The following is a 23,850-nucleotide window of genomic DNA, read 5'->3' on the forward strand; positions in this document are numbered from 1 at the left end:
GCCCGGTGGCGGCTTCGCCTTACCGGGCCTACGATTGCGGGTGCGGCCTGATGCCCTCACCCCGCCCCTCTCCCACGGGGAGAGGGAGAACTACATCCCCTGCCCCACTTTCAGCACCGCCGCGATATTCCTTGCGGCCATCTGTACATTCTCGCTGGCATTTTCCAGCGCGTCCTCCAGCGAGCAGATGGTGTAGATCACGCTAAACACCGCGTCTAAGCCGTGATCGTGTACAACGCCAACATCCGCCGTCAGGCTACCTGCAATACCGATAACGGGCTTATTAAAGCGTTTCGCCACTTTCGCCACTCCTACCGGCACTTTGCCATGGATCGTCTGGCTGTCGATGCGGCCTTCCCCGGTGATCACCAGATCCGCATCGGCCACCTGGTCGGCCAGGTGTAGCGCATCGGTCACAATCTCAATGCCCTGGCGCAACTCCGCGCCACAAAAAGCGTACAGCGCCGCGCCCATGCCACCCGCTGCACCGCCGCCAGCAAGGTTGAGCACATCAATGTCCAGATCCCGGGCAATGACTCTCGCATAGTGCGCAAGCGCGTTGTCCAGGGTGACGATCATCTCGGGTGTAGCGCCCTTTTGCGGGCCAAATACCGCTGACGCGCCATCCTTACCGGTGAGCGGATTCGTCACATCGCAGGCGACTTCTATCCGGCACTCCGCCAGACGCTGGTCGAGGCCGCTCAGGTCGATCCGCGCAAGCTTATCCAGCTCGCCCCCGCCCTGCCCCAGCGGCTGTTCATTGTCGTCCAGCAGCTTAGCCCCCAGCGCCTGCACCATCCCGGCGCCGCCGTCATTGGTGGCGCTGCCGCCGATACCGATGATGATATGCTTAACGCCCGCATCCAGCGCGTGGCGGATAAGTTCCCCCGTGCCCCAGGAGGTCGTTTTCAGAGGGTCACGCAGTGAAGGGGCTACCAGTTCCAGACCGCTTGCCGCCGCCATTTCAATAAAGGCGCTCTGCTCGTCACCGGATATTCCATAAAATCCGTCCACGCGCTCGCCCAGCGGACCGGTCACCGGAACGTGCACAATGCGTCCCCGGGTTGCCGCGATCATCGCCTCAACCGTGCCTTCACCGCCATCAGCGACCGGCAGTTTGACGTACTCCGCCTCAGGGAAAATCTCGCGAAAACCGCGCTCGATCGCTGTCGCAACCTCAAGCGCACTCAAACTTTCCTTATACGAGTCCGGTGCGATAACAATTTTCATAAGCCATCCTTACGCATAGTCGTTACGTTAAGCATACACCACGTAGGAAACCGCTCATGGGAGCGGTCCCAATGCGTTTATCGTACCATGCACGGACGTTTATTGTCGAATGTCCAGTCAGGGATCAGGTACTGCATCGCCATCGCGTCGTCGCGCGCGCCCAGACCGTGTTTCTGATACAGCTCGTGTGCTTTCATTACCTGATCCATATCCAGCTCAACGCCCAACCCCGGCGTGGACGGCACCTGCACCATGCCATCTTTGATCTCAAACGGCTCTTTGGTGAGGCGCTGATTACCCTCCTGCCAGATCCAGTGCGTGTCGATAGCGGTAATGGTGCCCGGCGCGGCGGCGGCAACGTGGGTAAACATCGCCAGCGACACGTCAAAATGGTTGTTGGAGTGCGAACCCCAGGTCAGGCCAAACTCGTGGCACATCTGCGCCACGCGAACCGAGCCCTGCATTGTCCAGAAGTGCGGGTCCGCCAGCGGGATATCCACCGATTGCAGAGAGAGCGTGTGACCCATCTGACGCCAGTCGGTGGCGATCATATTGGTCGCGGTCGGTAGCCCCGTAGCGCGACGGAATTCCGCCATGACTTCGCGGCCCGAGAAGCCTTGCTCAGCCCCGCATGGATCTTCGGCGTAGGCCAGTACGCCCTTGAGCTGCTTACCAATTTTGATCGCTTCATCAAGCGACCACGCGCCGTTCGGATCCAGCGTCACGCGCGCCTGCGGGAAACGTTTTGCCAGCGCGGTAATGGCTTCCGCCTCCTCTTCCCCCGCCAGCACGCCGCCTTTCAGTTTGAAATCATTGAAGCCATATTTTTCATACGCGGCTTCTGCCAGCCGCACCACCGCATCCGGGGTCATCGCTTCTTCGTGACGAACGCGGTACCAGTCGCATTGGTCATCCGGCTGGCTCTGATACGGCAGCGGCGTCAGCTTGCGGTCGCCAACAAAGAACAGATAGCCGAGCATCTCCACTTCACTGCGCTGCTGGCCCTCGCCCAGCAGCGACGCGACGTTAACGCCCAGGTGCTGGCCCAGCAGATCCAGCATCGCGGCTTCAATGCCGGTCACCACGTGGATAGTGGTGCGCAAATCGAAGGTTTGCAGACCGCGGCCGCCGGCATCGCGATCGGCAAAGGTGTTGCGCACTTTGTTGAGGACATTTTTGTACTCACCCAGCGTTTTGCCCACCACCAGCGGAATGGCATCCTCCAGCGTTTTGCGGATCTTCTCCCCGCCCGGAATTTCCCCCACGCCGGTATGGCCGGCATTGTCTTTGATAATGACAATATTGCGCGTGAAGAACGGCGCATGCGCCCCGCTCAGGTTCATCAGCATGCTGTCATGACCTGCGACCGGAATGATTTGCATGGAGGTGACGACAGGGGTCGTAAAAGTACTCATCGTGTAATCCTTTTATCAGTGACGTCCAAAAACAGGGCGCTTACGGTCAAATGTCCAGCCGGGGATAAGGTACTGCATCGGGCCCGCGTCGTTACGTGCGCCGCCCGGTAGCTTTTTATACGCCTCATGGGCTTGATGAACCTGATCCCAGTCAAGCTCCACGCCCAGCCCCGGCGCATCGGGTACGGCAATTTTACCGTTTTTGATCTCCAGCGGATTTTTCGTCAGGCGAGCTTCGCCTTCCTGCCAAATCCAGTGGGTGTCGATGGCGGTCGGGTTACCCGGCGCCGCCGCGCCAACGTGGGTAAACATTGCCAGCGAGATATCGAAATGGTTGTTGGAGTGGCAGCCCCAGGTCAGGCCCCAGTCAGCGCACAGCTGCGCCACGCGAACCGCGCCGGAGAGCGTCCAGAAGTGCGGGTCTGCCAGCGGAATGTCGACGGCGTTCAGCATCACCGCGTGGCCCATTTCGCGCCAGTTGGTGGCGATCATATTGGTCGCAACCGGCAGCCCGGTTGCGCGGCGGAATTCGGCCATCACCTCGCGGCCTGAGAAGCCCTGCTCGGCGCCGCACGGGTCTTCCGCGTAGGTCAGCACGTCACCGAGACCTTTACACAGGCTAATCGCCTCATCCAGCAGCCAGGCGCCGTTCGGGTCAACGGTGATGCGCGCCTCCGGGAAGCGTTTTTTCAGCGCCCGGGCCGTTTCAATCTCCTGCTCGCCGGGCAGCACGCCGCCTTTCAGCTTGAAATCCTTAAAGCCGTAGCGATCCTGAGCAGCTTCAGCCAGCCGGACCACCGCCTCGCCGGAGAGCGCTTCCTGATGGCGCAGCTGATACCAGTCGTGGTCACCCGGTGAACGAGCCAGATAGGGGAGATCGGTTTTATTGCGATCGCCAACGTAGAACAGATAGCCCAGCACGGTGACCGCATCGCGCTGTTTGCCCGGCCCCAGCAGTTCGCAGACCGGAACGTTAAGGGCTTTACCGAGTAAATCCAGCAGTGCCGCTTCCAGGGCGGCGACCGCATTGACGTGCAGTTCAAACGTCCACGCGCCCTTGCCGAAGGTATCAAAGTCCGCCGACTGATTGCCCTTATGCACCCGCTGAACCACCTTGTTCAGACGAGCCACTTCCTGGCCCACGACCTGTGGAATAGCCTCTACCAGGGTCTGGTAGATCACTTCCCCGCCGGGGGCTTCACCTACCCCGGTGTTGCCTGCGCTATCGGTTAACACCACGATATTGCGGGTAAACCATGCGTTATGCGCGCCGCCAATATTGAGCAGCATGCTGTCCTGACCGGCCACCGGGATAACTTTCATTTCCGTGACGATAGGGCTTGATTGTGTTGTCATCATCCGCGCTCCACAACAGGTTTAAGTTCGACGCGTTTAATATCACCCACCAGCACCAGGTAACTCAGCACCGCCACCAGGGCATGCACACCGACGTAGATCAGCGCGCCGTTGAAAGACCCCGTGGTGCCGACGATGTAGCCGATAGCGATAGGTGTAACAATCCCGGAAACGTTGCCGAACATATTGAACAGACCGCCGCTCAGGCCGCTGATCTCTTTCGGTGCCGTATCCGCCATCACCGCCCAGCCCAGCGCGCCAATCCCTTTGCCGAAGAAGGCCATCGCCATAAAGCCGATAATCATCCACTCGGCACTGACGTAGTTACAGAACACCATGGTCATGGAGAGCAGCATGCCGAGCACAATCGGCGTTTTACGCGCGATGTTCAGCGAACCCGTGCGGCGCATCAGCCAGTCGGAAATGACCCCGCCAAGCACGCCGCCGATGAAGCCGCAGATTGCCGGGACCGAGGCAACAAACCCCGCTTTGAGGATCGACATGCCGCGCGCCTGCACCAGATAAACCGGGAACCAGGTGATAAAGAAGTAAGTTAAGGCGTTGATACAGTACTGACCGAGATAGATACCGATCATCATGCGCGAGCCGACGAGCTGCTTGATCTGCGCCCATTTCTGGCTGAAGGGGACTTTTGCTTTGTCAGATTTCTGATCCATATTGATCAGCGCCCCGCCCTCAGCAATGTATTCCAGCTCCTTCTTGTTCACGCCAGGGTGCTGATTCGGTTCGTGGATCACTTTCAGCCAGATAAAGCTGATGACGATCCCAAGCCCGCCCATAAAGAAGAAGACGTGCGACCAGCCCACCTCATGCGTCAGCCAGCCCATAATGGGCGCAAAGATCACCGTCGCGAAATACTGGGCAGAGTTAAAAATTGCCACCGCTGTTCCCCTCTCCTGCGCAGGAAACCAGGCCGCGACAATGCGGCTGTTGCCCGGGAAGGAAGGGGCTTCCGCCAGGCCTACCAGAAAGCGCAGCGTAAAGAGCGCCACGATAATGCCAAAGCCGCTGAAGATATCGACGAAACCCTGCAAAAGGGTAAAAGCAGACCAGATAAAGATGGACCAGAAATAGACGCGTTTAGAGCCAAAACGGTCCAGCAGCCAGCCGCCAGGAATTTGGCCGATGACGTAGGCCCACGAGAATGCAGAGAAAACGTAACCCATGCCCACCGGATCAAGGCCGATGTCTTTTGCCATCTCCGAGCCGGCAATCGACAGCGTGGCGCGGTCACCATAGTTAAAGGACGTGACGATAAACAGCATCACCACTATCCAGTAGCGGGCGTTAGTGCGCTTTTCAGCGCTGCTCGCTGCGTGGCTTAATGTACTCATTGTTGCACTCCTGAAACATAGCTTTCGCCTGTTCATTCTGTACAGCACCGGTAGGGTAATCAGAATGAGATAAGTTTTGTCGTTTTAGTACGGCGTGAAGCCGTTTTATTGTGACCGGAGAAGTATATGAAGGAGTGGCAGGTTCGCTCACCGTGCAGAAACACAACATTGAGGAGTGTGGGGAACGTGGTTTAAGGCATAAGCCCAAAGCAGTGGAAGATACTTCACGGAATTGAGGATTTGATGCGGCTTTGTTGCCGGGTGGCGGCTACGCCTTACCCGGCCTACGAAACTATTTAAGAAGCGTTGCCCAGTGTTCAACCCACGGGTTCGACTCGCTTTCGGGTTCAGGATGCTCACCGGCATCAATCAGCAGCATCTCGCCGACGCGCTGGGCGCTCTGTTCCTGAAGAAGCGCATCGAACTGCTTGCCGCCGCCGCAGAAGTTGGCGTAAGAGCTATCGCCGAGGGCAATAATGCCGTAGTGGACGTCCGGCTGGTAGCCAAGCCGATCTTTAATGCCCTGGAAAAGCGGCACGATACTGTCCGGGAGATCGCCCTGACCGGTGGTGGAGGTCACTACCAGAATGTATTTATCTTTATACTTTTCCCAGTCCGCCAGCTCCGGGTCTTCATAGACCGTGGCTTTATGGCCCTGGCTTGTCAAAATCGCCTCAGCCTCTTCCGCTACCAGCAGCGAGTTGCCATACATTGTGCCGACAAAAATGCCTACTTCAGCCATGCTTTGCTCCCGTAATTATTGCGCTTACCGTTCATCCTGAACGTTGCCCGATGCAAACTCAACCCTTTCATTTTCGGGGAGTTGTCCCCGCCAGCCAAACTGTGACAGCGCCTGCATCCAGACGTCGTCCAGCCCGGCACGAATAATCAGTGGTTCACCGGTAAACGGGTGAGTCAGGCTAAGCTCGCTGGCGTGCAGCATCAGTCTGTTACAGCCAAAATGCTCTGCCGCGCTGCGGTTCTGGCGCAGATCGCCGTGCTTGCTGTCGCCAATAATCGGGTGGCGCAGGTGCGCAAGATGGCGGCGAAGCTGGTGCTTGCGTCCGGTTTTGGGCAAAAGCTCAACCAGGCTGTAGCGCGTGGTGGGGAATTTGCTGGTTGCTACCGGCATTTCCGTTGTCGCCATGCCGCGATAATCCGTCACCGCGGGCTGCGGGCCTTTGTCATCTCGGGTAAATTTATCGGCGATTTTGTCCAGCTCCTCCACCAGCGGATAGTCCAGCGTGGCGGATTCGGTCAGCCAGCCACGAACGATCGCGTGGTAGCGCTTCTGGATCTGGTGCTGTTCGAACTGCTGCGCCAGCAGGCGGCCCGCCTCGCTGGAAAGCCCCATCAGCAGCACGCCGGAAGTCGGTCTGTCGAGGCGGTGCGCGGTAAACACATGCTGACCAATCTGGTCGCGCACGGTTTGCATCACCACCACTTTCTCGTCGCGATCCAGCCAGCTGCGGTGCACCAGCCAGCCAGACGGTTTATTCACCGCCACCAGCCACTCGTCCTGATAGAGGATTTCCAGCGTCATGCCTCTTCACCGGCAAACAGGGCGTCCAGTTTTTCCAGCTCAACCAGCATCACATCGCGAGCTGGGTGCGTCGCCTCAAGCGCCATTTCATAGTAGGGAGAAACGGCGAACGCCTGCGGCAAAGGGTGGCCGCCTTCCAGCAGCGCGTGCATGCGCGGGATTAATACCCACTGGAGCCACTCGAACGGTGCCAGCGTATCCAGGCAGAATGGCTGGGTACTGGCAAACGCTTCCGGATTCGGCGCGGTCTCCTGCCACAGCTGATGCTGGCGCAAAAGGGCTTCGATGGCGTGCAACTGAGCACGAACGCTATCGTGTTGCGTCATAGTAACCTCAACTGAAAAAGTGAACGGCGCGCAGCATAGCATTGCGGAAGACAGAAATAAAAAAGGGAGCACTGTAAAAACAGTGCTCCCGGTTCGTTTCGCAGCATTCCAGCTACAATTCGTGCTCCCTGCTCTTCCGTGACAACTTTTCCTGATGCCCGAAGGCCTGATCATCCTTATACCTTTTGCATCCTGCACACATCTTCCTGACGTGTTTGTTTCATCCTGAAACGTCCTGGCCTTCCTGACCCACCGACCATCCTGTTCGGTTCTCGTTCTCCTTCCTGGAGGTGTCCCTTACGCGTCCTGCGTTATCCTTTTGCTTCATCCTGAAGCCTTCCTGCAGCGCCATCCTGACGTGTCCTGAGTAAGAAACGCCATCATCCTGATGTTCGTTTCTCGTGTCGGCGTCCTGTCGACGGAGATAGAATCCGCTATTCCGCTTCGTCTTACAACCCACCCTTGCAGCACTGTAAGCCGTAAGAAATCCCTAAAAAAGATGCGATGAACAACTAATTCTTTGAAAAACAGAGTGATATTAATCTGAATTAAATAAGGCAATACTGAATGATCCAGCGATCTCTCACAAACCTTGTAAGAGATCTCTCACACGCGTCGTAGCATCATGGATTACAGAAGCGGCTCAAGCCGGGTAAGGAAATCCGCAAGAGAGGGGGCGAGCGTTTCGCGATTGCGGGTACCGATGGTCTCTTTAATCACTTCCCCGGACAGGTTGCAGACGGATATCACATCCAGTTCGCTGTCCAGCGTGGCAATAAAGAGCGTCGGAGAAAGCTTAAGGCGTTTTTGCGTGACCAGATGACCAATCAGGTTTTCCTGAACACGCTGCAGATCGTCTTCGCTCCAGGTCTGCAACAGCGTCAGCGTCAAATCACCCAAGCGCGCGGGCATATCCCCTGCGAACTGCGTGGCATAAAACGCGTGAACCGCTGGTTGTACCACAAGGTCCATAGCCCGTTCAACCGCATTTACATTTTGCTCAGCGGTATTGGGCTTCGGCTGCCAGATAACATAGTCATCCTGCGAAGAGATAATGCACGGCGACGGCACGCCATATAAATCAGCGCTTTGTGGCCATGTTCCGTGCTTTTCATGCCACGCGTCGCAATAGCGGGTTGTGAAGGTAGTAAGGGCATTTGCAGTTTCGATGTCCACCGATTTCTCTCTTCTTGTAAGACAGGATAAACTCTGCCCATAAGTGTACCTGTAAAGTGGCTATGAAACATGTCTTACGAAAATCATCAGGCGTTAACCGGCCTAACGCTGGGTAAATCGACCGATTACCGCGATACCTACGATGCAAGCCTGCTGCAGGGCGTGCCGCGCAGCCTGAACCGCGATCCTCTTGGACTGCATGCGGACGCGTTGCCGTTTGTCGGCGGCGATATCTGGACGCTGTACGAACTCTCCTGGCTTAACGAGCGCGGTCTGCCGCAGGTGGCCGTGGGCCACGTTGAGCTGGACTATGCCAGCGTGAACCTGGTCGAGTCCAAAAGCTTTAAGCTCTATCTCAACAGCTTCAACCAGACCCGATTCAACAGCTGGGACGAGGTTCAGCAAACGCTGGAGCGGGATTTAGCCGCCTGCGCGCAGGGGAACGTGTCCGTCTCGTTATACCGCCTGCACGAGCTGGAAGGACAGCCCATTGCCCACTTCCACGGGACCTGCATCGACGAGCAGGACATCGAGGTGGAGAATTATGAATTCAGCGCCGATTACCTCGAAAACGCGGCGGGCGGAAAAGTGGTTGAAGAGACGCTCGTCAGCCATTTGCTGAAGTCCAACTGCCTGATTACCCACCAGCCGGACTGGGGTTCGGTGCAGATCCAGTACCGCGGCCCGAAAATTGACCGGGAAAAACTGCTGCGCTATCTGGTGTCGTTCCGCCATCACAACGAATTTCACGAGCAGTGCGTGGAGCGTATTTTTAACGATATTCAGCGTTTCTGCCAGCCGGAGAAACTGAGCGTTTACGCGCGCTATACCCGCCGTGGCGGGCTGGACATTAACCCGTGGCGCACCAACACCGATTTTGTGCCGGCGACGGGCCGGCTGGTGCGTCAATAATATAAATATTTTCACAATATGCGTGCGGTATTCCGCCGAAGTGTTGTGAAACGTCACGTGCCAGGGCTATTGTAATCAAAGGGAATGACGATAATCGTCCCATAAGGAGCTCACTTGATTACACATATTAGCCCGCTTGGCTCAATGGATATGTTGTCGCAGCTGGAAGTGGACATGCTTAAACGCACGGCCAGCAGCGATCTTTATCAACTGTTTCGTAACTGTTCACTTGCCGTACTGAACTCCGGAAGCCTGACAGATAACAGTAAAGAACTGCTGTCCCGCTTCGAAAGCTTTGATATTAACGTGCTGCGCCGCGAGCGTGGCGTGAAACTGGAAGTGATCAACCCGCCGGAAGAGGCCTTTGTCGACGGACGTATCATTCGTTCCCTTCAGGCCAACCTGTTTGCCGTCCTGCGCGACATCCTGTTTGTTAACGGGCAGATTCACAACGCGGGCCGCTTCCAGCATCTCGACCTGGAAAGCTCCGTTCATATCACCAACCTGGTGTTCTCTATTCTGCGCAACGCCCGCGCCCTGCACGTTGGCGAAGCACCAAACATGGTCGTCTGCTGGGGCGGCCACTCGATTAACGAAACCGAATATCTCTATGCCCGTCGGGTCGGAACGCAGCTTGGCCTGCGCGAGCTGAATATCTGTACCGGCTGTGGTCCGGGTGCAATGGAAGCACCAATGAAAGGTGCAGCCGTGGGTCATGCGCAGCAGCGTTACAAAGAGGGGCGGTTTATCGGCATGACCGAGCCGTCAATCATCGCCGCTGAGCCGCCTAACCCGCTGGTCAATGAGCTGATTATCATGCCGGATATCGAGAAGCGTCTTGAGGCGTTTGTTCGTATCGCTCACGGGATTATCATCTTCCCGGGCGGCGTGGGAACGGCGGAAGAGCTGCTCTATCTGCTGGGGATTCTGATGAACCCGGCCAACAAAGATCAGGTTCTGCCACTGATCCTGACCGGCCCGAAAGAGAGCGCCGACTACTTCCGCGTGCTGGACGAGTTTATCGTGCATACGCTGGGAGAAGCCGCGCGTCGTCACTATCGCATCATCATTGATGATGCGGCGGAAGTGGCGCGCCAGATGAAAAAAGCGATGCCGCTGGTGAAAGAGAATCGTCGTGATACCGGTGATGCGTACAGCTTTAACTGGTCAATCCGTATTGCGCCTGACCTGCAGATCCCGTTCGAGCCGACCCATGAAAATATGGCGAACCTGAAACTCTACCCGGACCAGCCGGTGGAAGTGCTGGCCGCCGACCTGCGTCGCGCCTTCTCCGGGATTGTGGCGGGCAACGTGAAGGAGATGGGCATCCGCGCGATTGAGCAGTATGGTCCGTACAAGATCCACGGCGACCCGGAGATGATGCGCCGTATGGACGACATGCTTCAGGGCTTTGTGGCTCAACACCGCATGAAGTTGCCGGGTTCAGCCTACATTCCGTGCTACGAAATCTGCACGTAACGCTCAGTTTCTTCTCCTCAAAGCCGGGGCACCCTGTAGCGGGTCCCGGCTTTTTTATTACCGAATCAATTCATAGGCCTCACTTATAACTTTAACAAACTTACGGCGAACGCAATCGATTACCTCCATTTAACAACCGTAACTTATCAGCCTTAAACTAAATTACCCGCAAGAAAATCCTAAAAACCCATATCTTTACAGCGGAAGACACCTATATTGCGGGCCGCTCTTTTAGCCCACATGTCGTTGGTGGTAGCCTTCGCGCCCGTAAATTCTATTTGATGTTTTTTTAACAGATAAATGGTCTAAAGATGCCCACATCATAAGTGGATTATTGCATTTGGGATCGCGATCACTGATAGATTCATAACGAGAATGTATCTTTCCGCCCGCCAATAGTTACGGGCGAAAATTATTAAAAAACCGTCACTGAACGAATTTCATATTACCGTCATGCACTTTTTCATCGGATTTGACTAAAAACCTGACAATTTGCTTCCTCCAGGAGATACAGATGGAAACCACTCAAACCAGCACCGTTGCTTCGATTGAATCCCGAAGTGGTTGGCGCAAAACGGATACCATGTGGATGCTGGGCCTTTACGGCACGGCAATCGGCGCTGGTGTACTGTTCCTTCCTATCAACGCAGGCGTCGGCGGTCTGATTCCGCTGATCATCATGGCCATCATCGCCTTCCCGATGACCTACTTCGCACACCGCGGGCTGACCCGCTTCGTGCTGTCCGGTAAAAACCCGGGCGAAGACATCACCGAAGTGGTTGAAGAACATTTCGGCGTTGGCGCAGGTAAACTGATTACCCTGCTCTACTTCTTCGCGATTTACCCAATCCTGCTCGTCTACAGCGTGGCGATCACCAACACCGTTGAAAGCTTCATGACGCACCAGCTGCACATGACGCCGCCACCGCGTGCCATTCTGTCTCTGATCCTGATCGTCGGCATGATGACCATCGTGCGCTTCGGCGAGCAGATGATTGTTAAGGCCATGAGCGTGCTGGTCTTCCCGTTTGTGGCTGCGCTGATGCTGCTGGCCTGCTACCTGATTCCACAGTGGAACGGTGCAGCGCTGGAAACCCTGTCCCTGAGCAGCGCGTCTGCGACCGGTAACGGCCTGCTGATGACCCTGTGGCTGGCGATCCCGGTAATGGTCTTCTCCTTCAACCACTCCCCAATCATCTCCTCTTTCGCCGTGGCGAAACGCGAAGAGTACGGTAATGGTGCAGAGAAGAAGTGCTCCAGCATCCTGGCCCGCGCTCACGTGATGATGGTGCTGACCGTGATGTTCTTCGTCTTCAGCTGCGTACTGAGCCTCTCCCCGGGGGACCTGGCGGCAGCGAAAGAACAGAACATCTCTATTCTGTCTTACCTGGCGAACCACTTTAACGCACCGCTGATTGCGTGGATGGCACCGATCATCGCGATGATCGCCATCACCAAATCCTTCCTGGGCCACTACCTGGGCGCGCGTGAAGGCTTCAACGGTATGGTGATTAAATCTCTGCGCGGTAAAGGCAAGAGCATTGAAATCAACAAGCTGAACAAAATCACTGCACTGTTCATGCTGCTCACCACCTGGGCGGTAGCGACCCTGAACCCAAGCATCCTGGGCATGATTGAAACCCTGGGTGGCCCGGTTATCGCGATGATTCTGTTCCTGATGCCGATGTACGCGATTCAGAAAGTGCCTGCCATGCGCAAGTACAGCGGCCAGGTCAGCAACGTGTTTGTGGTTATCATGGGCCTTATCGCTATCTCTGCGATCTTCTACTCCCTGTACACCATGTTCTGATGAACGCCCGCGCCGCCTTCGGGCGGCGCACTCCTCCCCCTCTGACTGAAAGCAATGGACGCATCATGATTAGCGTATTCGATATTTTCAAAATCGGTATTGGTCCTTCCAGCTCTCACACTGTCGGACCAATGAAAGCCGGTAAGCAGTTCACGGATGACTTGATTGCACGCGGCATTCTGCACGACATCACCCGCGTGGTTGTCGATGTGTACGGCTCGCTTTCCCTGACCGGGAAAGGCCACCATACCGATATTGCCATTATCATGGGCCTGGCGGGAAATCTGCCGGATACCGTTGATATTGACGCGATCCCTGGCTTCATCCAGGACGTGAACACCCACGGTCGTTTGCTGCTGGCAAACGGTGAGCATGAGGTTGAATTCCCGGTTGACCACTGCATGAATTTCCATGCGGACAACCTGTCGCTGCACGAAAACGGCATGCGCATTACCGCGCTGGCCGGCGACAAAGCGGTTTACAGCCAGACGTATTACTCCATCGGCGGCGGCTTTATCGTCGACGAAGACCACTTTGGTCAAACCACCACCTCTTCTGTTGAGGTGCCGTATCCGTACAAAACCGCGGCAGATCTCCAGCGCCACTGCCACGAGACGGGGCTTTCCCTCTCTGGCCTGATGATGAAAAACGAACTGGCCCTTCACAGCAAAGAAGAGCTGGAACAGCACTTCGCTAGCGTCTGGGAAGTGATGCGCGGCGGCATTGAGCGCGGGATCACCACCGAAGGCGTTCTGCCGGGCAAGCTTCGCGTACCGCGTCGTGCGGCGGCGCTGCGTCGTATGCTGGTGAGCACCGACAAAACGACAACGGACCCGATGGCCGTCGTCGACTGGATCAACATGTTCGCCCTGGCGGTGAACGAAGAGAACGCCGCAGGGGGCCGCGTCGTCACGGCGCCAACCAACGGTGCCTGCGGTATCGTTCCGGCCGTGCTGGCGTACTACGACAAGTTTATCCGTGAAGTGAACGCTAACTCCCTGGCGCGCTACCTGCTGGTCGCCAGCGCGATTGGTTCTCTGTACAAGATGAACGCCTCCATTTCCGGTGCGGAAGTAGGCTGTCAGGGCGAAGTCGGCGTGGCATGTTCCATGGCGGCGGCGGGCCTGGCGGAACTGTTGGGCGCAAGCCCGGCGCAGGTCTGCATCGCTGCGGAAATCGGCATGGAACATAACCTGGGGCTAACCTGCGATCCGGTTGCCGGACAGGTACAGGTGCCGTGCATCGAGCGTAACGCCATCGCCTCCGTCAAGGCGGTGAACGCGGCGCGTATGGCGCTGCGCCGCACCAGTGAGCCGCGCGTCTGTCTCGATAAAGTTATCGAAACCATGTACGAAACCGGTAAAGATATGAACGCCAAATACCGCGAAACCTCTCGCGGCGGCCTGGCGATGAAGATCGTAACCTGCGATTAAGCCTCTCAGGAAGCCTCGTTTTGCGAGGCTTCTTCCTGTTTTCCCTCACGCTATTCGTTTCATCCTGCCGACAGTGATACCCTTTACCCATTAGATTTAAGGGAGAATATCTGTGGCTGTTCATTTGCTTATCGTCGACGCGCTCAATCTGATTCGCCGAATCCATGCGGTACAAGGCACGCCCTGCAAGGACACCTGCCTGCACGCGCTGGAGCAGCTTATTCGCCACAGCGAGCCGACGCACGTCGTGGCCGTGTTTGATGACGAAGCGCGCAACAGCGGCTGGCGACATCAGCGCTTGCCCGACTACAAAGCCGGACGCGCACCGATGCCGGACGATCTGCATGCCGAAATGCCCGCCCTGCGTGCCGCCTTTGAGCAGCGTGGCGTCCCCTGCTGGGGTGCACAGGGCAATGAAGCCGACGATCTCGCGGCCACCCTGGCCGTAAAAGTGGCAAGTGCCGGGCATCAGGCCACTATCGTTTCAACTGACAAAGGCTACTGCCAGCTGCTCTCCCCAACTATCCGCATTCGCGACTATTTTCAAAAACGCTGGCTGGACGCGCCGTTTATAGCCAGCGAGTTCGGCGTCTTGCCTGAGCAACTGCCGGATTATTGGGGTCTGGCAGGCATCAGCAGCTCTAAGGTTCCGGGTGTCGCCGGTATTGGACCAAAGAGCGCCGCCCAGTTGCTGACCGATTTTCAGAGTCTGGAAGGGATTTACGCCCGTCTGGATGAGGTGCCAGAAAAGTGGCGCAAGAAGCTGGAGGCGCATAAAGAGATGGCGTTTATCTGCCGCGAGGTGGCGACGCTACAGACAGATTTACAGCTGGACGGGAATTTACAGCAGTTGCGGTTAGAACGTTAAAACGTCAACACGGTTTTGTAGGCCCGGTAAGCGCAGCGCCACCGGGCAAAACAAAGCACGCACTATCGCTCGTCGCGACGTCCGCCTACAGCCGCCCACCAGCGACGGATGTGTACCGTCACCTCTTCGCGGTCGTGGTACAACTGACGCGCCTGGATCTCCACGTTAATACCGTGCTCATCCAGCTGTGCCTGAATGTAGGCCAGGTTCTGGGATACCTCCTCGTAGCGCTTTTTCATCGGCAGCTTGAGGTTGAAAATTGTCTCACGGCACCAGCCGTTCACCAGCCAGGAGGCCATCAGCGCGGCCACTTTCGCCGGCTTCTCCACCATGTCGCACACCATCCACGAGATGTTGTTGCGGGTTGGGCGATAGCGGAAACCGTCTTCTCGCAGCCAGGTGACCTGTCCAGTGTCCATCAGGCTTTGCGCCATTGGGCCGTTATCCACAGACGACACCCACATGTTGCGTTTCACCAGCTGATAGGTCCAGCCGCCCGGGCACGCGCCAAGGTCGACGGCATACATGCCGTTAGCCAGACGCTCGTCCCACTCATCAGTCGGGATAAAAACGTGAAACGCCTCTTCCAGCTTCAGGGTTGAACGGCTCGGCGCATCTGCCGGGAACTTCAGGCGCGGGATGCCCATAAAGAATGGCGAATTGTTATTGGTGTACGAATAGCCCGCATAGCAGCAGCCCGGTGCGATAAAGAAGATATGTACCACCGGACGCTTCGGCGTTTCGTAGTTTGTCAGTATGCCCGCGTCACGCAGCGCTGCGCGCAGCGGCACGGTGAACTTACGGCAAAACTTCATCAGCTCTTTGCTTTCGTTGGTATCGGCAACCTCAACGCGCAGGTCGCCGCCCTTCTCCACCACGCCCTGCAGCATGCCCACAATCGGCGTGATGCGATCTTCCGGCGGAAGATCTTTCAGCAACTCACCCGCGACGAACATCTGGCGGGCGAAAATCAGCGAGCTGAACGGCAGCTCGCGCGCCAGCTTGTCGGCGTCTTCAGGCTGATAACACTCGAATACCACATAGCCCGCATTTTCTTTTACGCGAGCAAAGCCGAAGACTTCGCGCTTCGCCGCTTTATCGGTAATTTCCGCGGCGCACTCTTTCTCAAACCCCGGGCGACAATATAAAACAACCTTATTCATGAACAACGCCCTTGCGTTTCAGACGGATAGCTCCGATAAACATTAATACCCAACCCGCCAGGAAGCTCACGCCGCCGACAGGTGTAACAAACGCCCACAGGCGCAAATGCGAGAGGGCCAGACAGTAAAGGCTGCCGCTAAACAGCACGGTACCCAGCGCCATAAATACGCTACTCCAGTAAAACCAGATGCTTATCCGGCGCTGCATCGCTACCGCCAGCCCAAAAATAGCCAGCGTATGAAACGCCTGGTATTCAAGGCCGGTCTGGATCCAGCCCATCTCGACGGCGCCCAAAGACTTGCTCAATACGTGCGCGCCAAAGGCGCCCAGTGCAACAAAAATAAAGCCACTCACCGCGGCAAAAATCAGCATGAATCGGCTGGTCATGTTTAAGTCCTGAATTAATGCGTGCCCGGCACACAAACGTTATTGTTCATACCTGAAGCGGAATTTTTCTTGCTCGCTTGCCGCTTTCGCCAGTATCCACTGCCGGAAGGCGGCTATTTTACCCAGTTCTGCCTGACTGTCATGACAAACCAGATAAAATGCATTCTTGCTGACCAGTACATCATTAAAAGGGCAAACCAGACGGCCTGCCTCAATTTCGGACTGCGCCATCACGTTGTTCGCCAACGCCACGCCCTGTCCGTGAATGGCAGCCTGTAGCACCATCGCACTATGGCTAAAAATGGGGCCCTGCTGCACGTTTATATGACTAAGACCTAATTGACGGGTATAAGTTTGCCAGTCGCGGCGAGAGGCATCATGTAAAAGCGTATGCTGCGCCAGGTCAGCGGGTGTTTTCAGCGCCTTGTCGCCTGTTAAAAGCAGAGGCGAACAGACCGGCAGCAGATATTCTGCGTATAATTTCTCGACACGCAAGCCCGGCCAGTTGCCGCGACCATAAAAAATGGCGACATCCACATCATCGGCCAGCTTGTCTTCCTGACGATCCACCGCCTGGATTCGAACGTCGATCCCCGGATAAGCTGAGTTAAAGCTTGAGAGTCTAGGCACCAGCCACTGAATGGCAAAACTGGGCAATAAACTAACAGTCAGGGCACCTTTTGCACTGCGGGCCTGCAGCTTACGCGTGGCTTCCGTGAGCTGGGAAAAAATCTCTTTAATATCCTGAAAATAGCTCTGCCCCTCTTCGGTCAACAGCAAGGAACGATTGCGTCGGCGGAACAGCTTAAGGCCCAGGAAATCCTCCAGGGACTTGATTTGGTGACTTACTGCGGCCTGTGTCACAAAAAGCTCATCTGCCGCACGGGTGAAGCTCAGGTGACGTGCTGCTGCATCAAAAACGCGTAATGCATTAAGGGGTGGCAATCGCTTGGACATGGTTATCTGGCTTAGATGTTAACGGAATTTAACAAACAGGAAACAACGTTTAACCTATTAGTTTTTTTTATCTGAGCCATTATAATTTGTCCGTTGAGGAACTACCAGCAAATACCTATAGTGGCGGCACTTCCTGAGCCGGAACGAAGAGCTTTTTTCGGAATGCGTGTTCTGAAGGGCTTTTGGCTTACGGTTGTGATGTTGTGTTGTTGTGTTTGCAATTGGTCTGCGATTCAGACCACGGTAGCAACGCTACCAATTTTTCACTTCCTGTACATTTACCCTGTCTGTCCATAGTGATTAATGTAGCACCGCCAATTTGCGGTGCTTTTTTTTCGCCTGCGATCGGTTAATGCTCGATCTCTTTCATCTCCTTCACGTCCGTGCGGTTGATCTGCTGCTTGTTCCCGTTAGCATCTTTGTACGAAATCATCCCGGTATCGTTATCGGTAGTCGGTTTCCCTTCCGAAACGATAGAACGACCATCGTTTGTGTGCATCACGTAGTTGTTACCAGAACAGGCGCTCAGGGCAAAAGTAAACGCACAGGCAGAAATGATTGCAGCTGTCTTATTCATGATTATTCTCCTTTAGCAATTAATGCTATTCAAACCTCGATTTATAACAGGCTAAAACATCCGCCTAACACTATTTAGCATAACCTGCTTTTTCGAGGTCGCCAGGATAAGCAGACAAATCTGATAGATATCAACCTCCTTGCCCTGCCGCAGAAATTGCGCGACGATCTCTCTATCGACACGAGGAATTCCATGAACGCTTTCAGTCCTGCGCAGTTTCGCGCACAGTTTCCGGCGCTGGCCGATGCCGGTATTTATCTTGATAGCGCCGCCACGGCCCTGAAGCCCCAGGCGGTGATCGAGGCCACGCAGCAGTTCTACAGCCTGAGCGCCGGCAACGTACATCGCAGCCAGTTTGCCGAAGCGCAGCGCCTGACCGCGCGCTATGAAGCCGCACGCGATCAGGTTGCACGCTTGATCAATGCCGAAAGCGGGAAAAATATCGTCTGGACGCGCGGCACGACCGAAGCCATCAATATGGTGGCCCAGAGTTATGCCCGCCCGCTGCTGCAGCCAGGGGACGAGATCATTGTCAGCGAAGCAGAGCACCACGCTAACCTGGTGCCGTGGCTGATGGTGGCTGAGCAAACGGGCGCGCGCGTTATTAAGCTCCCGTTGAGTGCAGACTTTCTGCCTGACGTGGCCCGTCTCCCTGAGCTGATTACCCCCCGCAGCCGTATTCTGGCGCTGGGGCAGATGTCCAACGTCACCGGCGGCTGTCCGGATCTGGCTCGCGCCATTGAGATTGCCCATGCCAGCGGCGTGGTGGTGATGGTCGACGGTGCTCAGGGCGTGGTTCATTTCCCCGCTGATGTGCAGGCGCTGGATATCGACTTCTACGCCTTCTCCGGACACAAACTCTACGGGCCAACCGGGATTGGCGCGCTGTACGGTAAGCCAGAACTGCTGGCAAAAATGACGCCGTGGCTCGGCGGCGGCAAAATGATTACCGAAGTGACCTTCGACGGTTTTAAAACGCAGGAGGTGCCTTACCGTCTGGAAGCGGGCACGCCGAACGTGGCCGGGGTCATCGGCCTCAGCGCCGCACTTGAATGGCTGGCGGAAACGGACGCGGTTCAGGCGGAAAGCTGGAGCCGAGGACTGGCGACGCTGGCAGAGGAAGAACTGAAAAAACGCCCGGGTTTCCGCTCGTTCCGCGTTCAGGATTCCAGCCTGCTCGCCTTTGATTTTGCTGGCGTGCATCATAGCGATATGGTGACGCTGCTGGCCGGGTACGGCATTGCCCTGCGCGCAGGACAGCACTGCGCCCAGCCGCTGCTGGCGGCGCTCGGCGTCAGCGGTACGCTGCGCGCCTCGTTTGCGCCCTATAATACCCAAAGCGATGTCGACGCGCTGGTTAGCGCCGTTGACCGCGCCCTTGAAATACTGGTGGATTAATGACTAGCGCTGCTTTAGCCGGACATCCGTTTGGCACGGTCATCACTGAAGAGACCTTAAAACAGACCTTCGCCCCGCTCCAGCAGTGGGAAGATAAATATCGTCAGCTGATCCTGCTGGGTAAACAGCTCCCAGCTCTTTCCGACGATCTTAAAGCGCAGGCGAAAGAAATTGTGGGCTGTGAAAACCGCGTCTGGCTGGGCGTGAGCGTCTCCGGCGAGAAGCTGCATTTCTTCGGCGACAGCGAAGGGCGCATCGTCCGGGGCCTGCTGGCGGTCCTGTTAACCGCCATTGAAGGGAAAAGCGCGGCGGAATTGTTAACGCACTCGCCGCTGGCGCTGTTCGACGAACTGGGGCTGCGCGCGCAGCTTAGCGCCTCGCGCGGTCAGGGCCTGATCGCGCTCAGCGACGCGGTGCTGGACGCCGCACGTCAGGCTCAGGCCTGACGTTCCGCCTTCGCCATCATCTTCTTCAGGGCGTGAGAGACCGCCACAAAGCCAAAAGAGGCGGTTACCATGGTGGCCGCCCCAAAGCCTGACGCGCAGTCCATGCGTTTTGGCCCTTCCGCTGTGCTTTTCATCGCACAAACTGAACCATCCGCCTGCGGGTAGACCAGCGCTTCGGTGGAGAACACGCAGTCGACGCCCAGCTTGCCCTTGCTGTTCTTCACCACATTGAAGTCGCTCTTCAGGCGTTCACGCAGCTTGGCAGCCAGCGGATCCTGAATTGTTTTCGCCAGATCGGCAACCTGGATCTGCGTGGGATCGATTTGCCCGCCCGCGCCACCAGTCGTGACCAGCGGCACCTTGTAACGACGGCAGTATGCGATCAGCGCCGCTTTAGGCCGCACGCTGTCGATGGCGTCAATCACATAGCTGTAGCCTTTGCTCATGTACTCCGCGACGTTATCTGCCGTCACAAAGTCGTCGATCACCGTCACCCGACACTCCGGATTAATGAGGCGAATGCGCTCCGCCATCACCTCGGACTTCGCCAGGCCGACGTTATCACGCAGGGCGTGGATCTGACGGTTAGTGTTGGTCACACAAACGTCATCCATATCAATCAGCGTGATTGCGCCAATCCCGGTTCTCGCCAGCGCTTCCGCCGCCCAGGAGCCGACACCGCCAATGCCCACGACGCAGACGTGCGCATCCGCAAACAGCTGCAGGGCTTTTTCACCATAGAGACGTGCCGTGCCGCCAAAACGCTGGCGCCAGGCATCGCTGATTACCACAGACATAAAACCTCAGATGTAAAAAGGGTGAGGTTTTCCTCACCCTGAACAGTAATCCGTATTGCGCTCAGAATACCACAATCAGCCGCTGAATACGTTTCCGGTGCCCGGCGCGGCCTTCAGCACCCATACGCGTCCGTAGTGGTTATACCAGCCTGCACGGTGACCAGCATCCGGGCCAATGCCCTGATAGATATCAAAGTGCTGGCCCTTAATCGCTCCGCCCACATCCAGGGCTACCATCAGACGCAGCTCATATTTGCCGTTGAACTTGCCGTTGTTGTCGAGCAGAGGGACTTCCGCCAGCAGCGTGGTACCCGCAGGAATGATAGAACGATCCGATGCCACCGACGCGCGGCCAATCAGCGGCACGGCGCTGGCCCCTTTCACCGGGGCGAAGTTTTGCGGCTTGAAGAAGACGAACGATGGGTTCTGCTCCAGCAGCTCGCGCACCTCGGCTTCACTGTGCTTTTCGCCCCACTCGCGGATCGCCTGCATCGACATATCTTCTTTTTTCACTTCGCCGCGGTCAATCAGCACCTTACCGATGCTGCGGTAGGCATGGCCGTTTTTCCCGGCATAGCTGAAGAAGTTAAGCGGTGAACCGTCGCCAAAATCAATGTAGCCGCTGCCCTGCACGTCCATGATGAAATTATCCATCAGGGAGTTGCTGTAGGCCAGGACGTAGTTTTCGCTCAGCGCACCGGCGTAGATTTCGGCGCGGGACGGCAGACGGCCGCGTTTTGGCGGCATACGGTAGATAGGGTACTGGAACTCGCCCTGGCGCGTGTGTCGCGCCTGAACCACGGGCGTGTAATAGCCGGTGAACTGGACGTTGCCGTAGTTATCCGCCCCTTCCATTTGCCAGGCATCAATACCAAACTGGCGCATGTTGCGCGTATCGCCGCCCGCCTTCAGCCAGTCCTGTACCGCGCTATAAACATTGTTCTGTGAGCTATACAGACGCGGCGACGCATTGCGGATCTGGTAGACCTGCTCGGAGAAATCACCGGCGTTGATCGGCGCGCCAACGGCGTCAGGCTGATTAACTAAAGAGAAAGGCTGGGATAACTTCCCGTCTTTATACTGCTGACCGCGATCGGTCGGTTTGGAAGAACAGGCCGCAAGAATCGCTACCATTGCGCCCGCCATCAGATACTTCGCCCAACGTCCTTTCATTATATCTCGTCTTTAAGTTGCCCATTTCCGCGTGATGAAGATAACAAACCGACAAAGCGAATGAAATGCGATCGCATGCCCTTTGGCAAATTCAGAGCAAAAAATAGTCTAAATGTCGCAATGCCGTTCACTTTACATACAAAGTTAATGATTTATGTGAAAAAGGGGTTGCATCACAAACCTATCCGAGTATAGTGCGCTTCCACGGACGCGGGGTGGAGCAGCCTGGTAGCTCGTCGGGCTCATAACCCGAAGGTCGTCGGTTCAAATCCGGCCCCCGCAACCAATTAAAATTTGATGAAGTATAAGCAGTACGGTGACGCGGGGTGGAGCAGCCTGGTAGCTCGTCGGGCTCATAACCCGAAGGTCGTCGGTTCAAATCCGGCCCCCGCAACCAATCAAATTTTAGAAAAGATAAGAAGTACGGTGCCGCGGGGTGGAGCAGCCTGGTAGCTCGTCGGGCTCATAACCCGAAGGTCGTCGGTTCAAATCCGGCCCCCGCAACCAACACTTCTAAAAACAATAAACACCCTTAAGGGTGTTTTTTTGTATCTGTCGTTTGTGAATTTGCCGGGCATTTCACCCGGCTAAAAACCTACCCGCGCCGCGCCAGCGTCGCCCCGTCTGAGAAATACGCCCGTATCCCCGCCAGAATCGACTCCGCCACCTCCTGCTGGAACTTTGCCGTCTTGAGCTTACGCTCTTCTTCAACGTTACTGATAAACGCGGTTTCTACCAGAATGGACGGGATATCCGGTGCCTTCAGCACCGCAAACCCGGCCTGCTCAACGCTGTTTTTGTGCAGCTTATTGATGTTCCCCAGCTTGCCCAGCACCGCTTTACCAAACTTCAGGCTGTCGTTAATGGTCAGGGACTGCACCATGTCGAACATGGTGTGGTCGACGTAGCGGTCGCCGCTTTTGCTCACGCCACCGATCAGGTCCGAGGCGTTCTGGGTGTCCGCAAGGTATCGCGCCGCGGTACTGGTCGCACCCTTGGTTGAGAGCGCAAACACCGACGAGCCGCTCGGCTGGCGGCTGGTAAAGGCATCCGCATGGATCGAGACGAACAGATCGGCACGCTGCTTCTGCGCTTTCGCCACCCTCACCTTCAGCGGGATAAAGACATCCTCATTGCGCGTCATGTAGGCGCGCATATTGCCCTCTTTATCAATTAACGCCTTCAGACGACGGGCAATTTGCAGCACCACGTCTTTTTCACGCGTATGGTATTTCCCCACCGCACCGGAGTCTTCGCCGCCGTGGCCGGGATCGAGCATGATCACAATCGGACGATCGCGCCCTGCTTTCCCGGGCTGCGGGCCGCTTTGCGCAGGCGGCACCTGACGCTGAAGATCGCCTTTGTTGTAATCCTCCAGCAGGGCGAGAAGCGGATCCTGAATATCCGTCGCATTCGCCGGGTAAAGATCCATCACCAGACGCTCTTTAAACGTCGCGACGGGCGCCAGGGCGAACAGCTGCGGCTTAACGTTCTGCTTAAGCTCAAACACCATGCGCACGGTTTGCGGATCAAACTGACCGACGCGCGCCGATTTAATAAACGGATCGTCACCGCGGATCTGCGCCGCCATGCCTTTCAGCACGGAGTTGAGGTTCACCCCTTCGAGATCCACCACCACGCGTTCAGGGTTGCTGAGGGCAAATTGCTTATATTTCAGCACGCGATTGGATTCAACCGTCACGCGCGTATAGGTCGACGACGGCCAGACGCGCACCGCCACCACCTGACTCGTGGCGGCAAGACCGACCTGGCTGACGCTAAGCAACCACATTGCCCCGGCCCCTTTTAACAAACGGCGGCGGCTTATTGCTGAATTGGATCCCGACATGCTTCTCCCGAGCAAGAAAACAAACTGATATACAAAAGTGCAGATTGACCGAAAACTTTAACGAATGACGCATAAACTGTCATCTATAAAAGGGTAAACAATCATACGTTAACGCACGGATTACTTATTAATTTCTGTAGGTCGCAGAAAATTTGCACTTGCACACGCGCCCACAATCGAATAAAAATACATAAATTAC

At 56.3% G+C, this 23,850-nt stretch carries 22 protein-coding genes and 3 tRNA genes; 10 read left to right on the top strand and 15 right to left on the bottom strand.

From position 1 onward, the window contains the following. Positions 1-90: 90 nt before the first annotated feature. The 8 genes from IB212_RS18425 to syd form a co-directional block, all read right to left on the bottom strand. Positions 91-1,230, bottom strand: coding sequence for a glycerate kinase (locus IB212_RS18425; RefSeq protein WP_041908409.1), 1,140 nt, complete (start codon positions 1,228-1,230; stop codon positions 91-93). Between the two features lie 77 nt (positions 1,231-1,307). Continuing rightward, positions 1,308-2,645, bottom strand: coding sequence for a glucarate dehydratase (gudD, locus tag IB212_RS18430; RefSeq protein ID WP_041908407.1), 1,338 nt, complete (start codon positions 2,643-2,645; stop codon positions 1,308-1,310). A 15-nt stretch (positions 2,646-2,660) separates the two neighbouring features. Then, positions 2,661-4,001 (bottom strand): enolase C-terminal domain-like protein, encoded by a 1,341-nt coding sequence (locus tag IB212_RS18435; RefSeq protein WP_188246066.1) that lies wholly within the window; start codon positions 3,999-4,001, stop codon positions 2,661-2,663. Next, positions 4,001-5,356 (bottom strand): galactarate/glucarate/glycerate transporter GudP, encoded by a 1,356-nt coding sequence (gene gudP, locus IB212_RS18440; protein ID WP_041908405.1) that lies wholly within the window; start codon positions 5,354-5,356, stop codon positions 4,001-4,003. Before gudP ends, IB212_RS18435 begins: the two co-directional genes overlap by 1 nt. 292 nt (positions 5,357-5,648) lie before the next feature. After that, positions 5,649-6,098, bottom strand: a complete 450-nt coding sequence (locus IB212_RS18445) for a flavodoxin (RefSeq protein WP_028014263.1) — start codon at positions 6,096-6,098, stop codon at positions 5,649-5,651. Positions 6,099-6,122: 24 nt separating this feature from the next. Further along, positions 6,123-6,899 carry a tRNA pseudouridine(65) synthase TruC gene (truC, locus tag IB212_RS18450; RefSeq protein ID WP_041908403.1) on the bottom strand — a complete coding sequence of 259 codons (777 nt, stop codon included), beginning with the start codon at positions 6,897-6,899 and terminating at the stop codon, positions 6,123-6,125. Beyond that, positions 6,896-7,225 (bottom strand): YqcC family protein, encoded by a 330-nt coding sequence (locus IB212_RS18455; RefSeq protein WP_028014265.1) that lies wholly within the window; start codon positions 7,223-7,225, stop codon positions 6,896-6,898. Before IB212_RS18455 ends, truC begins: the two co-directional genes overlap by 4 nt. Before the next feature lie 630 nt (positions 7,226-7,855). Continuing rightward, entirely contained in the window at positions 7,856-8,401 is a 546-nt protein-coding gene (gene syd / locus IB212_RS18460) for a SecY-interacting protein (RefSeq protein WP_028014266.1), read from the bottom strand. A gap of 69 nt (positions 8,402-8,470) precedes the next feature. Here syd and queF point away from each other — a divergent pair, with 69 nt between their 5' ends. The 5 genes from queF to xni all read left to right on the top strand — a co-directional run bounded on the left by queF (position 8,471) and on the right by xni (position 14,903). Then, on the top strand, positions 8,471-9,313 hold the full coding sequence (queF, locus tag IB212_RS18465) for an NADPH-dependent 7-cyano-7-deazaguanine reductase QueF (RefSeq protein ID WP_041908401.1): 843 nt from the start codon (positions 8,471-8,473) through the stop codon (positions 9,311-9,313). 114 nt (positions 9,314-9,427) lie between these two features. Next, entirely contained in the window at positions 9,428-10,792 is a 1,365-nt protein-coding gene (ppnN, locus tag IB212_RS18470) for a nucleotide 5'-monophosphate nucleosidase PpnN (RefSeq protein WP_023309027.1), read from the top strand. Between the two features lie 514 nt (positions 10,793-11,306). Beyond that, a complete protein-coding gene (locus IB212_RS18475; protein ID WP_041908400.1) occupies positions 11,307-12,602 on the top strand; it encodes an HAAAP family serine/threonine permease in 1,296 nt (431 codons plus the stop codon). 65 nt (positions 12,603-12,667) lie between these two features. Beyond that, a complete protein-coding gene (locus IB212_RS18480) occupies positions 12,668-14,035 on the top strand; it encodes an L-serine ammonia-lyase (RefSeq protein ID WP_041908398.1) in 1,368 nt (455 codons plus the stop codon). Between the two features lie 112 nt (positions 14,036-14,147). Next, a complete protein-coding gene (gene xni, locus IB212_RS18485; protein WP_028014270.1) occupies positions 14,148-14,903 on the top strand; it encodes a flap endonuclease Xni in 756 nt (251 codons plus the stop codon). A 62-nt stretch (positions 14,904-14,965) separates the two neighbouring features. Here the strand turns inward: xni and rlmM are convergent, their stop codons facing one another. From rlmM to IB212_RS18505, 4 genes are all read right to left on the bottom strand, one after another. Next, a complete protein-coding gene (rlmM, locus tag IB212_RS18490) occupies positions 14,966-16,066 on the bottom strand; it encodes a 23S rRNA (cytidine(2498)-2'-O)-methyltransferase RlmM (protein ID WP_188246064.1) in 1,101 nt (366 codons plus the stop codon). Further along, entirely contained in the window at positions 16,059-16,454 is a 396-nt protein-coding gene (locus IB212_RS18495; protein ID WP_028014272.1) for a DUF423 domain-containing protein, read from the bottom strand. Before IB212_RS18495 ends, rlmM begins: the two co-directional genes overlap by 8 nt. Before the next feature lie 39 nt (positions 16,455-16,493). Next, positions 16,494-17,411: a glycine cleavage system transcriptional regulator GcvA gene (gene gcvA / locus IB212_RS18500; protein ID WP_014885066.1), complete on the bottom strand. Its 918-nt coding sequence runs from the start codon at positions 17,409-17,411 to the stop codon at positions 16,494-16,496. 349 nt (positions 17,412-17,760) lie between these two features. Then, positions 17,761-17,988, bottom strand: a complete 228-nt coding sequence (locus IB212_RS18505; protein WP_008499648.1) for a YgdI/YgdR family lipoprotein — start codon at positions 17,986-17,988, stop codon at positions 17,761-17,763. 192 nt (positions 17,989-18,180) lie between these two features. On the opposite strand from IB212_RS18505, the gene csdA reads away from it, so the two are divergent. Continuing rightward, on the top strand, positions 18,181-19,386 hold the full coding sequence (csdA, locus tag IB212_RS18510) for a cysteine desulfurase CsdA (protein ID WP_045629957.1): 1,206 nt from the start codon (positions 18,181-18,183) through the stop codon (positions 19,384-19,386). Continuing rightward, positions 19,386-19,832: a cysteine desulfurase sulfur acceptor subunit CsdE gene (gene csdE, locus IB212_RS18515; RefSeq protein WP_041908394.1), complete on the top strand. Its 447-nt coding sequence runs from the start codon at positions 19,386-19,388 to the stop codon at positions 19,830-19,832. Before csdA ends, csdE begins: the two co-directional genes overlap by 1 nt. Here the strand turns inward: csdE and tcdA are convergent. Both tcdA and mltA read right to left on the bottom strand, forming a co-directional pair. Beyond that, on the bottom strand, positions 19,823-20,629 hold the full coding sequence (gene tcdA, locus IB212_RS18520) for a tRNA cyclic N6-threonylcarbamoyladenosine(37) synthase TcdA (protein ID WP_006811804.1): 807 nt from the start codon (positions 20,627-20,629) through the stop codon (positions 19,823-19,825). The genes csdE and tcdA overlap by 10 nt on opposite strands. Positions 20,630-20,704: 75 nt before the next feature. Further along, positions 20,705-21,802 carry a murein transglycosylase A gene (gene mltA / locus IB212_RS18525; protein ID WP_028014275.1) on the bottom strand — a complete coding sequence of 366 codons (1,098 nt, stop codon included), beginning with the start codon at positions 21,800-21,802 and terminating at the stop codon, positions 20,705-20,707. Between the two features lie 209 nt (positions 21,803-22,011). Here mltA and IB212_RS18530 point away from each other — a divergent pair. The 3 genes from IB212_RS18530 (at position 22,012) to IB212_RS18540 (ending at position 22,309) form a co-directional block, all read left to right on the top strand. Further along, positions 22,012-22,088, top strand: a tRNA-Met gene (locus tag IB212_RS18530). 34 nt (positions 22,089-22,122) lie between these two features. After that, positions 22,123-22,199: transfer RNA gene (locus tag IB212_RS18535), tRNA-Met, on the top strand. Positions 22,200-22,232: 33 nt separating this feature from the next. After that, positions 22,233-22,309: transfer RNA gene (locus IB212_RS18540), tRNA-Met, on the top strand. An 88-nt stretch (positions 22,310-22,397) separates the two neighbouring features. Here the strand turns inward: IB212_RS18540 and amiC are convergent. Beyond that, the gene (amiC, locus tag IB212_RS18545; protein ID WP_014885071.1) at positions 22,398-23,651 is read right to left on the bottom strand and encodes an N-acetylmuramoyl-L-alanine amidase AmiC; all 1,254 of its coding nucleotides are present in this window, start codon (positions 23,649-23,651) and stop codon (positions 22,398-22,400) included. Between the last annotated feature and the right edge of the window lie 199 nt (positions 23,652-23,850).

This window comes from Enterobacter sp. E12 (genome assembly GCF_014596715.2).
GTDB lineage: Bacteria > Pseudomonadota > Gammaproteobacteria > Enterobacterales > Enterobacteriaceae > Enterobacter > Enterobacter bugandensis.

Excerpts from the sequence above, each read along its gene's own strand:
- IB212_RS18425 (WP_041908409.1), bottom strand. The coding sequence starts at position 1,230 with ATGAAAATTGTTATCGCACCGGACTCGTATAAGGAAAGTTTGAGTGCG.
- gudD (WP_041908407.1), bottom strand. The coding sequence starts at position 2,645 with ATGAGTACTTTTACGACCCCTGTCGTCACCTCCATGCAAATCATTCCG.
- IB212_RS18435 (WP_188246066.1), bottom strand. The coding sequence starts at position 4,001 with ATGACAACACAATCAAGCCCTATCGTCACGGAAATGAAAGTTATCCCG.
- gudP (WP_041908405.1), bottom strand. The coding sequence starts at position 5,356 with ATGAGTACATTAAGCCACGCAGCGAGCAGCGCTGAAAAGCGCACTAAC.
- IB212_RS18445 (WP_028014263.1), bottom strand. The coding sequence starts at position 6,098 with ATGGCTGAAGTAGGCATTTTTGTCGGCACAATGTATGGCAACTCGCTG.
- truC (WP_041908403.1), bottom strand. The coding sequence starts at position 6,899 with ATGACGCTGGAAATCCTCTATCAGGACGAGTGGCTGGTGGCGGTGAAT.
- IB212_RS18455 (WP_028014265.1), bottom strand. The coding sequence starts at position 7,225 with ATGACGCAACACGATAGCGTTCGTGCTCAGTTGCACGCCATCGAAGCC.
- queF (WP_041908401.1), top strand. The coding sequence starts at position 8,471 with ATGTCTTACGAAAATCATCAGGCGTTAACCGGCCTAACGCTGGGTAAA.
- IB212_RS18475 (WP_041908400.1), top strand. The coding sequence starts at position 11,307 with ATGGAAACCACTCAAACCAGCACCGTTGCTTCGATTGAATCCCGAAGT.
- IB212_RS18480 (WP_041908398.1), top strand. The coding sequence starts at position 12,668 with ATGATTAGCGTATTCGATATTTTCAAAATCGGTATTGGTCCTTCCAGC.
- rlmM (WP_188246064.1), bottom strand. The coding sequence starts at position 16,066 with ATGAATAAGGTTGTTTTATATTGTCGCCCGGGGTTTGAGAAAGAGTGC.
- IB212_RS18495 (WP_028014272.1), bottom strand. The coding sequence starts at position 16,454 with ATGACCAGCCGATTCATGCTGATTTTTGCCGCGGTGAGTGGCTTTATT.
- gcvA (WP_014885066.1), bottom strand. The coding sequence starts at position 17,411 with ATGTCCAAGCGATTGCCACCCCTTAATGCATTACGCGTTTTTGATGCA.
- IB212_RS18505 (WP_008499648.1), bottom strand. The coding sequence starts at position 17,988 with ATGAATAAGACAGCTGCAATCATTTCTGCCTGTGCGTTTACTTTTGCC.
- csdA (WP_045629957.1), top strand. The coding sequence starts at position 18,181 with ATGAACGCTTTCAGTCCTGCGCAGTTTCGCGCACAGTTTCCGGCGCTG.
- csdE (WP_041908394.1), top strand. The coding sequence starts at position 19,386 with ATGACTAGCGCTGCTTTAGCCGGACATCCGTTTGGCACGGTCATCACT.
- tcdA (WP_006811804.1), bottom strand. The coding sequence starts at position 20,629 with ATGTCTGTGGTAATCAGCGATGCCTGGCGCCAGCGTTTTGGCGGCACG.
- mltA (WP_028014275.1), bottom strand. The coding sequence starts at position 21,802 with ATGAAAGGACGTTGGGCGAAGTATCTGATGGCGGGCGCAATGGTAGCG.
- amiC (WP_014885071.1), bottom strand. The coding sequence starts at position 23,651 with ATGTCGGGATCCAATTCAGCAATAAGCCGCCGCCGTTTGTTAAAAGGG.